12 protein-coding genes are annotated in these 12,754 nt (G+C 53.5%); 2 read left to right on the forward strand and 10 right to left on the reverse strand.

Annotated elements, in window-relative coordinates; translation table 11 throughout:
• Positions 1-9 precede the first annotated feature (9 nt).
• The gene (locus MKX98_RS02255) at positions 10-801 is read left to right on the forward strand and encodes an energy-coupling factor transporter transmembrane protein EcfT (RefSeq protein ID WP_194540570.1); all 792 of its coding nucleotides are present in this window, start codon (positions 10-12) and stop codon (positions 799-801) included.
• Between the two features lie 60 nt (positions 802-861).
• Here the strand turns inward: MKX98_RS02255 and MKX98_RS02260 are convergent, their stop codons facing one another.
• From MKX98_RS02260 to MKX98_RS02295, 8 genes are all read right to left on the reverse strand, one after another.
• Positions 862-1,797 carry a hypothetical protein gene (locus MKX98_RS02260; RefSeq protein ID WP_339221196.1) on the reverse strand — a complete coding sequence of 312 codons (936 nt, stop codon included), beginning with the start codon at positions 1,795-1,797 and terminating at the stop codon, positions 862-864.
• Positions 1,798-2,031: 234 nt separating this feature from the next.
• Positions 2,032-3,213: a PCYCGC motif-containing (lipo)protein gene (locus MKX98_RS02265; protein ID WP_339221198.1), complete on the reverse strand. Its 1,182-nt coding sequence runs from the start codon at positions 3,211-3,213 to the stop codon at positions 2,032-2,034.
• Positions 3,214-3,303: 90 nt separating this feature from the next.
• Positions 3,304-4,308, reverse strand: coding sequence for a polyprenyl synthetase family protein (locus MKX98_RS02270; protein ID WP_194540575.1), 1,005 nt, complete (start codon positions 4,306-4,308; stop codon positions 3,304-3,306).
• 32 nt (positions 4,309-4,340) lie between these two features.
• Positions 4,341-4,778, reverse strand: coding sequence for a hypothetical protein (locus MKX98_RS02275; RefSeq protein WP_194540576.1), 438 nt, complete (start codon positions 4,776-4,778; stop codon positions 4,341-4,343).
• A gap of 125 nt (positions 4,779-4,903) precedes the next feature.
• Entirely contained in the window at positions 4,904-6,778 is a 1,875-nt protein-coding gene (locus MKX98_RS02280; RefSeq protein ID WP_339221202.1) for an FAD-dependent oxidoreductase, read from the reverse strand.
• Between the two features lie 49 nt (positions 6,779-6,827).
• On the reverse strand, positions 6,828-7,736 hold the full coding sequence (locus MKX98_RS02285; protein ID WP_339221204.1) for an FMN-binding protein: 909 nt from the start codon (positions 7,734-7,736) through the stop codon (positions 6,828-6,830).
• Between the two features lie 159 nt (positions 7,737-7,895).
• The gene (locus MKX98_RS02290; protein WP_194540579.1) at positions 7,896-8,828 is read right to left on the reverse strand and encodes a dihydroorotate dehydrogenase; all 933 of its coding nucleotides are present in this window, start codon (positions 8,826-8,828) and stop codon (positions 7,896-7,898) included.
• Positions 8,809-9,510 (reverse strand): dihydroorotate dehydrogenase electron transfer subunit, encoded by a 702-nt coding sequence (locus MKX98_RS02295; RefSeq protein WP_339221206.1) that lies wholly within the window; start codon positions 9,508-9,510, stop codon positions 8,809-8,811. The genes MKX98_RS02290 and MKX98_RS02295 overlap by 20 nt, the downstream gene beginning before the upstream one ends.
• Before the next feature lie 163 nt (positions 9,511-9,673).
• Here MKX98_RS02295 and MKX98_RS02300 point away from each other — a divergent pair, with 163 nt between their 5' ends.
• Positions 9,674-10,210: an NAD(P)H-dependent oxidoreductase gene (locus tag MKX98_RS02300; protein WP_339221208.1), complete on the forward strand. Its 537-nt coding sequence runs from the start codon at positions 9,674-9,676 to the stop codon at positions 10,208-10,210.
• A gap of 433 nt (positions 10,211-10,643) precedes the next feature.
• Here the strand turns inward: MKX98_RS02300 and MKX98_RS02305 are convergent, their stop codons facing one another.
• The gene (locus tag MKX98_RS02305; RefSeq protein WP_339221210.1) at positions 10,644-11,648 is read right to left on the reverse strand and encodes a dipeptide ABC transporter ATP-binding protein; all 1,005 of its coding nucleotides are present in this window, start codon (positions 11,646-11,648) and stop codon (positions 10,644-10,646) included.
• Positions 11,645-12,658 (reverse strand): ABC transporter ATP-binding protein, encoded by a 1,014-nt coding sequence (locus MKX98_RS02310; protein WP_194540583.1) that lies wholly within the window; start codon positions 12,656-12,658, stop codon positions 11,645-11,647. The genes MKX98_RS02305 and MKX98_RS02310 overlap by 4 nt, the downstream gene beginning before the upstream one ends.
• Positions 12,659-12,754 lie beyond the last annotated feature (96 nt).

Consider the following 12,754-nt stretch of genomic DNA (forward strand, 5'->3'; position numbering starts at 1 on the left):
GAAGCATGGATGAAACGAAAAATCATCCTGGGCCGGTATATGGAAGGCGATTCATGGGTTCACCGCCTGGATCCGCGTGCCAAAACGGCTGCCATGCCGCTCTTTATGGTGTCTGTGTTCCTGGTAGACGGATATATGGGGGTGCTCGCGCTGCTGCTGTTCACTGCGGCGGTGATCCGGGCTACGGGTATCCCGTACCGCTATTTCATCAGAGCCATGAAGCCGCTGATGTTCCTGCTATTGTTTATCCTGGTATTTCACATTGTATATGATGCGGGAGGCGGGAAACTTCTGGATATGGGCGCGTTCAAGGTGTATGCAGGCGGATTGGAAAAAGGTATCGTGTCCGCCTCCCGGATGGCGCTCTTCATCATGTTGGCGGCGGTGCTGACCTTCACGACCCAGCCGGAGCAGTTGGCCCAGGGTCTTGGCAGCCTCCTGCGGCCTCTGACCTATATCGGCGTGCCGACCGATCGGCTGGTGCTGATGCTCGGCATTGCCCTCCGGTTCATTCCGACCATCTTCGAGGAAGCGGAGCGGCTGTGGAAGGCACAGCAGTCCAGGGGACTTGACTTGTCATCGCGGCCGCTGAAGGAGAAGGCACGGCTGATCATTGCCCTGCTGGTGCCAGTAACCACAGGCGCGTTCCGGCGCGCCATCGGGCTTGCCGATTCCATGGAAGCCAGAGGCTACCGGCTGGGTGCTCGGCGAAGCAGGTTCAGGGCCTTTGTATGGAAGCGGGCGGACACGCTGTTTGTTGCTTTGTTCCTGCTGCCCGTGGCCGCGGCCGCGCTGCTGTAGTTTGTGGCTTGAAGGAAATGAAAACCGCAGTCCTTCAGGACTGCGGTTTGTGGTTTATTGCTACTCGAATTTGATAGGAAAGGTCACGCAAACGCTGGTGGACGAGTTACTGCAGCCTTGCTGCGCTGTTTCGTTTTCAAAGTCTTTTAATAGCTTTGAGAATTCACCTAGATAAGGCTGAAGGACATGCTTCTTGTTATTGATTTTCCCTTGAACGATCCCGGCAAACCGTCCGTTCTCCGGTACTTCTTTTGCAGAAACGAGTCTCCCGTTCTTGTAATTCTCTACTCTATAGGATTCTTCATCCTCGAAACGTTGGTTCACCCCGGTATAGAGCTCCATCACCCCATAGTCACCTGTTCGATATACGCCTTCGCTGATAGAACTCCCGAAATCCTCCATCTCGCTTGCATATTCGAACCCTTTGTAGTCAGGCGTGGACTTATCCCGTTTGTAATAATTCAGCAGTTGAATATGACCGCGAGCCAATTTGGATTGCATCAGTTCATTTGCCTGCTCCCGATCCGATACAGAAAACTCCAAGAGAGTATTCCCATTCCGATATTCAAACCAAAGGGAGTCTATGGATTGCATCACGGTATAACCTGACAGCAAGTCATGATCCTTGAAAATGCCCTTCGAGATTACATAAAATTCAAAATCAGGGTTGCTTTCGCTCCGAATTCCCGTTCCGTTAGGACGATCGTTTCGCCATTCACCCTCATACACGATTTTCATATCCTCTGGAAGCCTGTCCGATATGTATCTGCCTGTGCCGGATCTTTGTCCATTGTGCCAATCGCCGCTGTATACTTTGGAAGGTCCCCAATTCATGGTGCCTTTTCCGTGGGGTTTATTGCCCTTCACTTCTCCGTAGTAGGTGGCCCCGTTAGGGAGGGTCAAGCTGACTTTCTGGTTCGAAGCTTCCGTCTCCTTATGGGTGAACATAAGAAACAACAATGCTAGTGTAAGAAAGCTTAGGTATTTTCTGATCACGTTGTAATACGTCTCCTCTAATCTGCCGATTTTTAATTTCTCATGTATACCATCGATGGATGATATACCAGTCAAATCATAGATTACGCTCATACACGCCGTAAAGTTATAATATGGGAAATACATCAGTGAACTGGGTAATCGCCCCTTCTTTTTTGTGATTTTTTAAAACACAGCTTGTAGAGAACGAATATAAAAAACACCGATCCTTAACGGAACGGTGTTTTGTCATACCTATTCATTCATTGGCATCGGCGTATCCGTCGGCTCGATCCCCTCGTAGGCCCGGTCCACGGACTGCCGGATTTCCTTCAGGCTCAGCCCCTGCTGCCTGCCGTCCAGGTACATGTTCGTGACGTCCAGGCAGGTTTGGCAGAATTTCGCGTGCGTGGTTGGCGTGAGTCTGCCGTCTTCCTCTTGAGCATAGTAGCAATTGAGGTTGCTGCTGTGGCCAGCATCGCCGCATCCGCAGAAGCAGGGCATGTAGGCCAAGTGGCTGGCATGGAGGATGGCTGCATTGTATTCCTTCACGCTGGAGATATGCGGAAGAGGCGTATCGGGATGCAGCAGGTAGTCGGTTTTTCCGTCGGAACGGCCAGCAAGAGCTTCCGCATAGAGGATGTCGCTGCGATACGCGCCGCTTACTACTTGAACGCCGCTCACGCCTTCAAAGGTTTGCAGCGTAAGCGCGATGGCTTCTTCCGCCCGTTCTCCCTGCTTAGAGCCGGTAAAGGCACGAAACGATGGGGAGAGCTCTACCACGGTCACCCCGTGCTCAATTCGGATTTCCACGAAGGTTACGCCATCAGGGATGGCGCTTTCAAGTTCAGGTGGCAACAGATCTCCCCACTGGGTCAGCATCGTCATGGCACTGACCTTGGGATAGCGGACGGAGGTATCTGTCTGCACGTACTGGGATACGGGCGTGAATAAACCGGAAAACGGGTCATAGGCATGGAGGGTTACGCTGGGCATCGTGCTGGGGATGGCGGAAAGAATCGTCCCCTTGGGCGGACGTGCACCGTTCGCAGCGATATCTTCCAGTTCGCGCAGGATCCTGTCCCTTGATATGTCCTCGGTCAGTCTCCCGAGTTCTTCATCCTGAGCGTTCAGGAACAGGATGGTCGGGTGCTCCGTAATGCCGTACCGGTTAACGGCTTCCGTATCCTCCGAAATGCTGAAATACTGGTAACGGTAGGCTGGCGAGGTTGCTTCCATCTGTTCCATGACACCCAGCGCTTTGGAGCAGCCGCCGCAGCCCTTGAGCGCAAAGATGGCGATGGAGCTCACTTGCGTGTCACCAGTCCTCTGTTCTTCGACTGGAGATGTCTTGAACAGCATGAAGCCCCCCGCACCAAGCAGGATCAGGAAGGCCGCCAGCGCAATTCGCCACCGCCAGATTCGTGTGCGATTCATGTCTATAAAACATCCTTTCATATCGAACAGGGATGCATCCATGATGGACGTATCCCTGTTCGTTTGGAGTATATGGCTTCATGTCTGTCCTTAGGGCAGGAAATAATGGAGCAATGCCTGCAAATCACGCTGAGCGGGGTGATCCGCGAAGTCGCCGATCATCCGCTGGGCCTGTTCCGCATACGATCGAGCAAGCTCCTCGGTTTGCTTAATGGCGCCGCTTGCGGCGATACGCTGGATGACCTCGTCCATGTCAGCCTCCGCAGAGTGGGGGCCAAGCTGCCTGATTCCAGGTGCAAGGGCTGGATCGTTGAGGGCGTATAGCACCGGCAGCGTAATGTTGCCGTTTCGCAGGTCTGCGCCAGCCGGCTTGCCGATGGCCTCCTTGGGCTTCGTGAAATCGAGCAGGTCATCCCGGATTTGAAAAGCCATGCCGAGCGACTCCCCGAATTGAAAGAGCCGCTCAGCGGTTCCGGCATCCGCATGGGCTGCTTCCGCGCCCGCTTTCAGGCAGTGAGCCATCAGCAGGGCGGTTTTGCAGCGTGTTTTCTCTAAATACTGCTCCATCGTCAGTCCGAAGTCGAAGCGGTGATGCAGCTGATCGTATTCTCCCATGCAGAGCTCGGTCACCAACGCCGCAAGCTCGGCTAATCGGTAGGCCTCGTCTTCGGAGATGTCTTCACTGCTCTTGTCGGACTCGTCATTCGGATGACCCGCGGCCCATTCGATGGCGCGGGCAATCATGTAGTTGCCGATGTGCACGGCCGTCTGGACATCCGTCGTTTCATGCAGGGTCGGCATGCCGCGCCGCATATCGGATTGATCGATAATGTCATCGTGCACCAGCGAGGCCATGTGTAAGTATTCAAGCAGTACGGCGGTTTTCATGACGGCCCGCTCATGACCGCTTTTTCCGAAACGGCTGCCGAGCACGACCATAAGCGGGCGCAGCCGCTTGCCGCCGGCGTTAATGAGATCCATGACGCTGCTCAGAACAACGGAGGGGGGAGTGAGGTCACGGTCTGAGGTGACTACCTCCCGGAGCAGGCGGTCGAAGGAAGCGAGATCGACTCCAATCTGGTTATGAATGTTCATCTGTATCAGCGCTCCTTTCCCTAGATAGCTCCTTACGCACTCCGCTGCTCCAGATAGCTGCGGATTTCACGCTTCAGCTCTTTAAGCAGGAGTTCGGGTGTGACGTTCTTCATTAGTTTCAGCTGCATGCGCTTATGGAGGGGGAGAAGCCGGGACAGCAGCTTCCATTCCTTCCGTTTGACGGCAATCCGGTACATGAGTCCAGTCAAATAATCGCCGTCCAGCAGCATACGCGTCAGTCTCTCGTTATCCTTCGCTTGCAGCTTGCCATGCTTGTTTAGCGCAGTATGAATCAGGATGCAGCAAGCCAGCACCGTCATTTTGCGTGAATAGGCAAGCTCATAAGCGTTGAGCATATCGGCAATGTCCCTCACCGGTCTGTTATCCATCTCCATCCAATCGATATCCGTTCCGGAATCGATATGCGACCGAAGCAGGTCGATCGTATCCTGTAATAGCTTCATATCCATCGTTATTGACTCCTTCCGGAAGGCTCGTGTTGATTAAGAGTGTGAATGCCAGTAGAACGGTTAGGGCTTGAGCTTGATACGGCAATGCGCGATACGATCAGCCCGTTCTATTGAGTAGAGAAGAATTAGTCCGTATACACGTACCAGCGCCTTACGATCGGTATTCGTTTCCATACCTTTTTCAGCCAAGGATATACATAGTAGTCCAGTCCGAACGCGCTGCCTGATCCGCCGATTAAGGCGATCCCGGCTGCCAGATACCACAGCATTTCGTTAGGTGCCATCCCCGATACCCATACCATCGCGCCCATGGCGACGCTGGCTACGGCTGCAGGTGCCGTGAACAATCCGACGATCAGCAGGATGCCGACGATCAGCTCAGCCAATACCATCGAGGTCTGAAATACATAGGCAAGCGAAGTATAGCCGCCGTCGCCGGTATAGAACATCAGGTCCATCGACCAATCGACAATGGATTTCATAAAATCCGGAACCGGGAGGGCGGATACCGCTTCGGCAGTATAAGCAGAGGCGGCAGACACTGCGTCTGCGGCTCCAGCCCCGGCAGCATCGGCACCTGCAGCGGATGCTGCGCTTACGCCGTCGGCTGCTTTGGCAGGAATGAGGAACACTTTATCCGGATCATCGATAATCTTGTGGATTTTATCCCATCCCTGTGAGAGCCACATCCATCCGGCAAAAATCCGCAGCGGAACGAGCCAGAAATTCGGCGAGCGCTTGGCAAAATGCCCGCCCACGAAGCTGCGGTTGTTCCGGACATGGAAGAATTCATGCAGTAGGTAGTGATACACCTTGTTGAAGCCGCAAACCTGGAACAGATAGAGCATGTTGATCAGATGTTTGACCAGCATGGCCGGGAAGCCGCTGAGCCTGAACATATGGCCCGGAACCCCCACGTTAGCTACTCCGTAGCGGCTGCCGATACAGACCATCGTGCCGTGGAACGTCGGTTTGTAGGATTTCATCGGTTTGTTTAATAATTCAGCCACGATGTTATGCGCAATGACCGGGGCTGCTAGTTCCGCATTTTCTACCATTTGAGGCACGGGTGCAGCCGCGCCCTCAGGAATGTAGAAAATATTGTCCCCGACGACATAAACGTTCGGATGGGCAGGAACTTGAAGTTTGTCGTTGGTCAAAATACGCTTGCGGCCTTTTTGCTCGACATCCATATTGCCGACCACATCGGAGCCTTCCACCCCTGCGGTCCAGATCACGGTACGGGATTTGATGTCGCTGCCGCCGACGGTAACACCGTCCGGTTTCACTTCCGTAATCTTGGAGCCTGTGATGATGTTGACGTTCATTTTGCGCAGCCGTTTCTCGGCTTTGCGGATCAATGGCTCGGGCAGGATCGGCAGGATCTTGTCGACCATGTCGGCAACGTGCAGCGTAACCTCGCTTGGATCCACGTAGAATTCCTTACATAATTGTTGCGTGAACTCGGCCAACTCGCCGATCATTTCAACCCCGGTGAATCCGCCGCCGACCACGACGAAGGTCAGCATTTCTTTGCGGACTTGCGGGTCGCGCTCCAGCACGGCTTTTCGGAACATATTCAGGGTGTGTTCTTTCAAACGGACCGCATCGTCATACGACCATAAGGTAAAGGCGTGTTGATCTGCGCCCGGTATGCCGAAGAAGGTTGGCTTGCTGCCTGTTCCGATGACCAGATAATCGTAGGAATAGGTTTGTTTCTCTCCACGGAGTGTTTGGCCGTCAAAGTCGATGCCGCCGATTTCATCCAGCACTACGTCTACATTGCGAAACCCGGAGAACACTTTCTTTAGGTCGATTTTGATGGAATCCTCCTCGACCCGGTTCGCGGCTACTTCATGCAGCTCGGTCAGCAGTGTATGATACGGCTTGCGGTCGATGAGTGTTATCCGCAAATCCTTCTGTTTGCGCAGTCGTTTAGCCAGCTTCTTGGCGGTAAGTATACCGCCATATCCGCCGCCCAGCACGATAATCTGTTTCATGCGAATCTCCCCTCAAGGAATAGTTGTCTTCTATCTATCGCTCTTGTGCTTATTTGGCGCCTTCGAGTGCTTTTGTTGCCAGCTCTACAAATCCGTTGACGTGGATCGACACACCGGAGATGGCATCGGTTTTACCGTCTTCCGCCGTTACGATGGCTTGCGGATCTTGTTTTTCAATCAAATACTGCTCGGCTTGATAAGCCTGTTCATGCCATTCGGATTGAGCTCCGCCGTTCTTCATGCCGTACTCACCGGATTTGGAACGGGTAACTTTATCGGTACCGCCGTCTTTATGAATGCCGTTCCAGCTGACAGCGGCGATCTTGCCGTTAATAACGGTAACGTCGACGGTTTCCTTCCAGCCGGACTTAGCGTCAAAATCAGCCCCTTCTGCGTGATAGCTGCCGTCTTTGTACGGTCCTGCTTCAACAGGTCCCGCCGCCAGCGCTTTTGCTGCCAGTTCGGTAAATCCGTTGACATGGATCGATACCCCGGATACGGCATCCGTGCGGCCTTCGTCGTTTAAGGTCAAGCCTTCAACCGACTGCTGAGCCACCAGGTATTCCTCCATTTTGGCTGCCTGTTCATGCCATTCCGCTTGAGCGCCGCCTTTTTCCTTCATGCCGTAGAAGCCTTTTTCGGAAAATGTCTTTTTGTCCAAGCCGCCGTCCTTATGAAGTCCGTTCCAGTTGGCGCTGACGATCTTGCCGCCTTCGACCTTAACGGCAACAAGTTCCTTCCAGCCGGAGTCTTCGGCAAACTCGCCTTCAGCGTAATATAAGCCGTCCTGCAGGGTTCCATCTTGTGCAGGCTGTTCCGCATTAGTTGTGGTATCCGTGTTTTGGCTTTCCGCCGGTTTGTCCGTAGTGACAGGCTCTTTGTCTCCGTTGCCTCCGCAGCCTACGAGCAGCGCAAACATCAACATGACAGAGAGGGATAGAGAGAGTGTCCTTTTCATTCTGGTTTCCTCCTATAATTTTGTGAATTACTTCACAAATATTGTTCTTGAGTTCATTTTATTCTTAAAAGGAATAGTTATCGGTGAAAAAAATCACAAACAGTGTCGGTGCTTCATGTTCGAGTTGAAACCCGTCGATTGCTCATGAAGCACCATGGGTCAGATAATGCCTCGAATGTCATCCAGCGATTGGATGCCTTCGCTTTCCATCAATTCCATCAATTCTTCGGCCAGGGTATCGCCTGCGCGCAGGTTGATGAAGTTGTAGGTTCCGATCTGTACGGCTGCCGCACCTGCCATGATGAATTCGAGGATGTCCTCGGCGCTGCTGATTCCGCCGATTCCAACAACCGGGATGGATACTGACCGTGCTACCTGATGGACCATGCGGAGCGCTATCGGCTTAATTGCCGGTCCCGACAATCCGGCGTAGGCTCTGTCAAAAACGCTTCGCCGTTCCCTAATATCAATCGCCATCGCTTGGATCGTATTGATGAGCGAGAGACCATCAGCGCCTTCGGCTTCACACATGCGTGCCATTTCCTTCAAATCCCTCGCACCGGGAGAGAGTTTGACGAGCAGCGGCAGCGTGGTCGCTTTCCGGACTGCGCGAACCACCTCTTGAGCCTGCTCATTCTCAACGCCGAAGGCCAGCCCGCCTTCCTTGATGTTGGGGCAGGAGATGTTGAGCTCAATCATGTCGACGGCTCGTTTGCCGGATGACCGTAACTTGAGGCTGGCTTCGGTAAGCAGCTCGGCGCCCTCCGTGTATTCCCGTATGGTGCCGCCGCCAAGATTGACGATGACTGCCGTCCCGTGCGAGGTCATCTCGGATAATTCATGCTCCAGAAAAGCATGGATGCCCGGATTCTCAAGGCCAATGCTGTTCATGATGCCGGATGGCGTTTCATAAAGCCGTGTTCCTGAATTGCCGAATCGTGGCGTCAGGGTCAATCCCTTGGAGATTATACCTCCAAGCTTGCGAAGCGGATACAGATCCGCATACGGTTTGCCGAATCCAAACGTGCCCGATGCCGCCAAAATCGGGTTCACCAGTGGTACGCCCGCCAGTTCACAATCGATGGAGATCATTCCAGTTCACCTCCTTCGCCGGAAATACGGGGCCATCGGTGCATACCTTGCGGCTTGAGCCAGCGGAGGTTAACGTGCAGCTGTTGCATGCCCCGATGCCGCAGCCCATTCGCTTCTCGATGGAGACGTGGAGCTTGGCATTGGTACCTTCCGCTTTTTGGGCCAGACTGCGCATCATGGCAACCGGTCCGCATGCGAATATCGTGTCATAGCGGCTCGGGTCCACGGCATCTACAATGGTGCCGCCGGATTTGACGGTGACATTGCGGCTGATTTCGTGAAATCCGTTGACCGCGAAGGGCACCCCGGTATATCCCAGATAGACGCTGGATTCAGGAATTTCCTTCGCAGCCAGCAGCAGCGGGGCTGCTCCAATGCCGCCTCCTACCAGTGCCGTCCGGCCTTGCGGCCTAGGGAATCCTTGCCCGAAGGGCCCCTCCAGCTGAATCTTGTCACCCGCTTGAAGCGCTGACAGCAGCCATGTGCCAGTTCCGTGCACGCGATATAAGAAGGAAACGGAGTCCTCCGTCAGATTATGGATGCTGATCGGTCGTGATAGCACGGGATAGGCATCCCAGCAGCGAAGCATGAAGAACTGTCCCATTCGTGCCGAATAGCTGCCTTGAACGGTAAGTCGATAGATGCGATGGGCCAGTCTGACATTTTGAATAACAAGGGCCACGTCCTCATTCTCCTCCCTTGGCGTACTTTTTCCGCCCGCTATGTTCCTTGCTACAGTATCACAGACCAAATAACGCTACCTGTGACTTTTCTCATATTCGGGTGTTATCCGGGCTTGATACCTTTTGTATACATATACGAGACAAAAAAAGGTGGGACCATACATGAGAACACTGGTAATCGTTGCACATCCGGGTCTGCATGAGGGATCAAGGATCAATCGCGAACTAATCGAAACGGTTATACATCATCATGAGGTGACGGTGCATGACCTCTATCAGCGGTATCCGGATGGACACATCGATATCGAGGCCGAACATCAATTGCTGCTCCAGCATGACCGCCTCGTGTTTCAATTCCCTTTTTGGTGGTACAGTTCTCCGCCCCTTCTGAAGCATTGGTTCGACGAGGTGCTGACCTTTGGATGGGCGTATGGTCCCGGCGGGGGCAAGCTCCATGGAAAAGAGTGGGGCCTAGCTGTTACGACCGGCGGAGCCGCGGAAGCCTATGGCAGCGAAGGATACAACCGCTACACGGTGGAAGAGCTAACCCGGCCCTATGAAGTGACGGCGAGCCTGGTGGGCGCGTTGTACTTGCCGGTATTTACCGTTCATAATGCCATGCAGCTGACGGATGAAGAGCTGCGGCGTTATGCGGAGGATTTTGCGTTGCATGTTACAGGCACGGCGAGATCCAGGTAAAGGGCTGCTAATGAAAAGCGTGCAGCTCCTGCAGTGATGGTTCGATTTATGGTTGAGGGTGGACAAAACGACAGAATGTAAGCTCCAAACTCCAAAATGGTGAATGTGGAGGCGGTAGCCCGTTGAAAGTGAATAACTGAATTGCTGATAAATTAGCCTGGCGGCGGAAGCTGCCGGGCTTTTCGGTGTTACTGGCAAATTTCTGTACATTCTGGCATATCCCGAGCGATCAGGGGAGGCTGTCACTTTTGGTTGCAATAAAAGTCTTCTGGAGCTGCGCGATTCTGTTTATAGGCTCGGCTGCTGTTCTCGTAGGAGATCATCCTTCGATTTCCGTTAGCAGGCTAAACTTTTGCAAAAGAAAAAGCGAGACCTTGGGCTCTCGCTTTTTTCTCTTTTATAGAGAGGTGCCGTTATCCGTTCGGCGTATAAGCTACACCTTCTCCAGCGCACCGGCTGCGATCTCTTGGATATAGTGGCAGGCCGCCTGATGGCCTCCGCGCTCATCGACTTCTCGAAGCAACGGAGCTTCGGATCGGCAGCGATCCGTGGCATACATGCAGCGGGTATGAAACCGGCAGCCGGAAGGCGGGTTGATCGGGGACGGAACATCCCCCTTGAGAATGATGCGTTCCTTCTTGCGCTCGGGATCCAGTGTCGGGATGGCTGACAGCAGGGCGCGGGTGTAAGGATGCTGCGGGCGCCGGAAGAGGGAGTGCTTATCCGCGATTTCCACGATTTTCCCCAGATACATCACAATAATCCGGTCCGAAATATGCCGGACAACCCCGAGATCATGAGAGATAAACAGATAGGTCAGCTTGAATTCGGTTTGCAGCGACTTCATCAGATTGAGTACCTGTGCCTGGATGGACACGTCAAGCGCAGAGACCGCTTCATCGCTGATGATCAGCTTGGGATTCACGGATAAGGCGCGGGCGATCCCAATTCGCTGCCGTTGTCCGCCGCTGAATTCATGCGGGTACCGATTGGCTTGATAGGCGGCCAGGCCGACCGTTTCGAGAAGCTCGATGGCCCGTCCCCGCCGGTCCTTCTTTGGAACAACATTCTGAATGTCCATCGCTTCTTCCAGCACTTGCAGCGCTGTTTTCCTGGGATTCAGCGAAGCATAGGGGTCCTGAAAAATCATTTGCAAGTCTTTACGCCTTCGATTCATCTGGGCTTTGTTCAGGGAGAGCAGATCGCTTCCTTCGAACATCACCTCGCCGGAGGTCGGTTCGTCCAGCCTCAGGATAGCCCGGCCCGTGGTTGATTTGCCGCAGCCGGATTCGCCCACGATACTGACAGTTTCCCCCTCACGTACGAAGAACGAAATATCATCCACGGCTTTTACGACGTTGACGGTACGGCCCAGGACGCCGCCCTTGATCGGAAAATACTGCTTGAGATTTTTTACCGTTAACAGCTCTTTGCTCATGGCAGAACGTTCACCTCGCTTTCCGGCTCCCATTGATCGGTATATTTCCAACACCTGACTTGCTGGTTATCCTCCAGCGCCTGAAGCTCCGGCAGTTTGTCATAGCACAGTTTGATTGCATGGGGACAGCGGGGGGCGAAGCGGCAGCCTTCCTGTGGGTCATAGGGACTTGGAACCGAGCCTTTAATCGGCTCCAGCGTTTCCTTATCGATATCATGCCGTGGCAGTGAGTTCATCAGGCCAATGGTGTAGGGGTGCTTCGGATGTTTGAATAGGGTCCGTACATCGGTATATTCCACGACTTTTCCGCAGTACATGACGGCTACTTCATCGCAGGTTTCCGCGACGATGCCCAGATCATGCGTGATAAAAATAATCGACATCTGCAGCTTCCGCTGCAGTTCTTTCATCAGCTCCAGAATTTGAGCCTGAATGGTCACGTCCAGCGCCGTGGTCGGCTCGTCTGCAATAAGCAGATCTGGATTGCATGCCAGCGCCATGGCAATCATGACACGTTGGCGCATACCGCCGGATAACTGGAAGGGGTATTGCCGGACTCTTTTTTCCGGAGAGGGAATGCCGACCAGTTTCAACATCTCAACGGCTTTGTCCATCGCTTGTTTTTTGCTCAGATTCTCATGGATTTGGTAGGCCTCCGCGATCTGATCGCCGACGGTGAAGACCGGGTTGAGCGATGTCATCGGCTCCTGGAAGATCATCGAGATCTGATTGCCCCTTATTTTGCGCATCTGCCGGTCCGATTGTTCGAGCAGATTCACACCGTTATATAGAATTTGGCCTCCTACGATTCGTCCCGGATGAAAGATTAGCCGCAGGATGGACAGGGACAATATGCTTTTGCCTGAACCGGATTCGCCCACGATCCCGAGCGTCCTCCCCTTGCGTACGGTTAGGCTGATATCATCCACAGCTTTTACTTCGCCCAGTTCGGTGAAAAAAGAGGTTCGCAGGTTCTTGATCGTAAGCAAGCTTGATGCGTGCTGTTCCATCTTGTCTAAGCTCCCTTCGCTTTCAATTGGCTTTGGAAATCGTGTGTCCGGATGGTCTCCCAAATGGATCGGTTTTCGGAAAATAGCGGATCGTGT

This window comes from Paenibacillus sp. FSL W7-1332 (assembly GCF_037969785.1).
GTDB lineage: Bacteria > Bacillota > Bacilli > Paenibacillales > Paenibacillaceae > Paenibacillus_AQ.

Bases quoted from the DNA above. Each gene is read 5' to 3' on its own strand.
- MKX98_RS02255 (WP_194540570.1), top strand. From the start codon at position 10: ATGAAACGAAAAATCATCCTGGGCCGGTATATGGAAGGCGATTCATGG.
- MKX98_RS02265 (WP_339221198.1), bottom strand. From the start codon at position 3,213: ATGAATCGCACACGAATCTGGCGGTGGCGAATTGCGCTGGCGGCCTTC.
- MKX98_RS02270 (WP_194540575.1), bottom strand. From the start codon at position 4,308: ATGAACATTCATAACCAGATTGGAGTCGATCTCGCTTCCTTCGACCGC.
- MKX98_RS02275 (WP_194540576.1), bottom strand. From the start codon at position 4,778: ATGGATATGAAGCTATTACAGGATACGATCGACCTGCTTCGGTCGCAT.
- MKX98_RS02280 (WP_339221202.1), bottom strand. From the start codon at position 6,778: ATGAAACAGATTATCGTGCTGGGCGGCGGATATGGCGGTATACTTACC.
- MKX98_RS02285 (WP_339221204.1), bottom strand. From the start codon at position 7,736: ATGAAAAGGACACTCTCTCTATCCCTCTCTGTCATGTTGATGTTTGCG.
- MKX98_RS02290 (WP_194540579.1), bottom strand. From the start codon at position 8,828: ATGATCTCCATCGATTGTGAACTGGCGGGCGTACCACTGGTGAACCCG.
- MKX98_RS02300 (WP_339221208.1), top strand. From the start codon at position 9,674: ATGAGAACACTGGTAATCGTTGCACATCCGGGTCTGCATGAGGGATCA.
- MKX98_RS02305 (WP_339221210.1), bottom strand. From the start codon at position 11,648: ATGAGCAAAGAGCTGTTAACGGTAAAAAATCTCAAGCAGTATTTTCCG.
- MKX98_RS02310 (WP_194540583.1), bottom strand. From the start codon at position 12,658: ATGGAACAGCACGCATCAAGCTTGCTTACGATCAAGAACCTGCGAACC.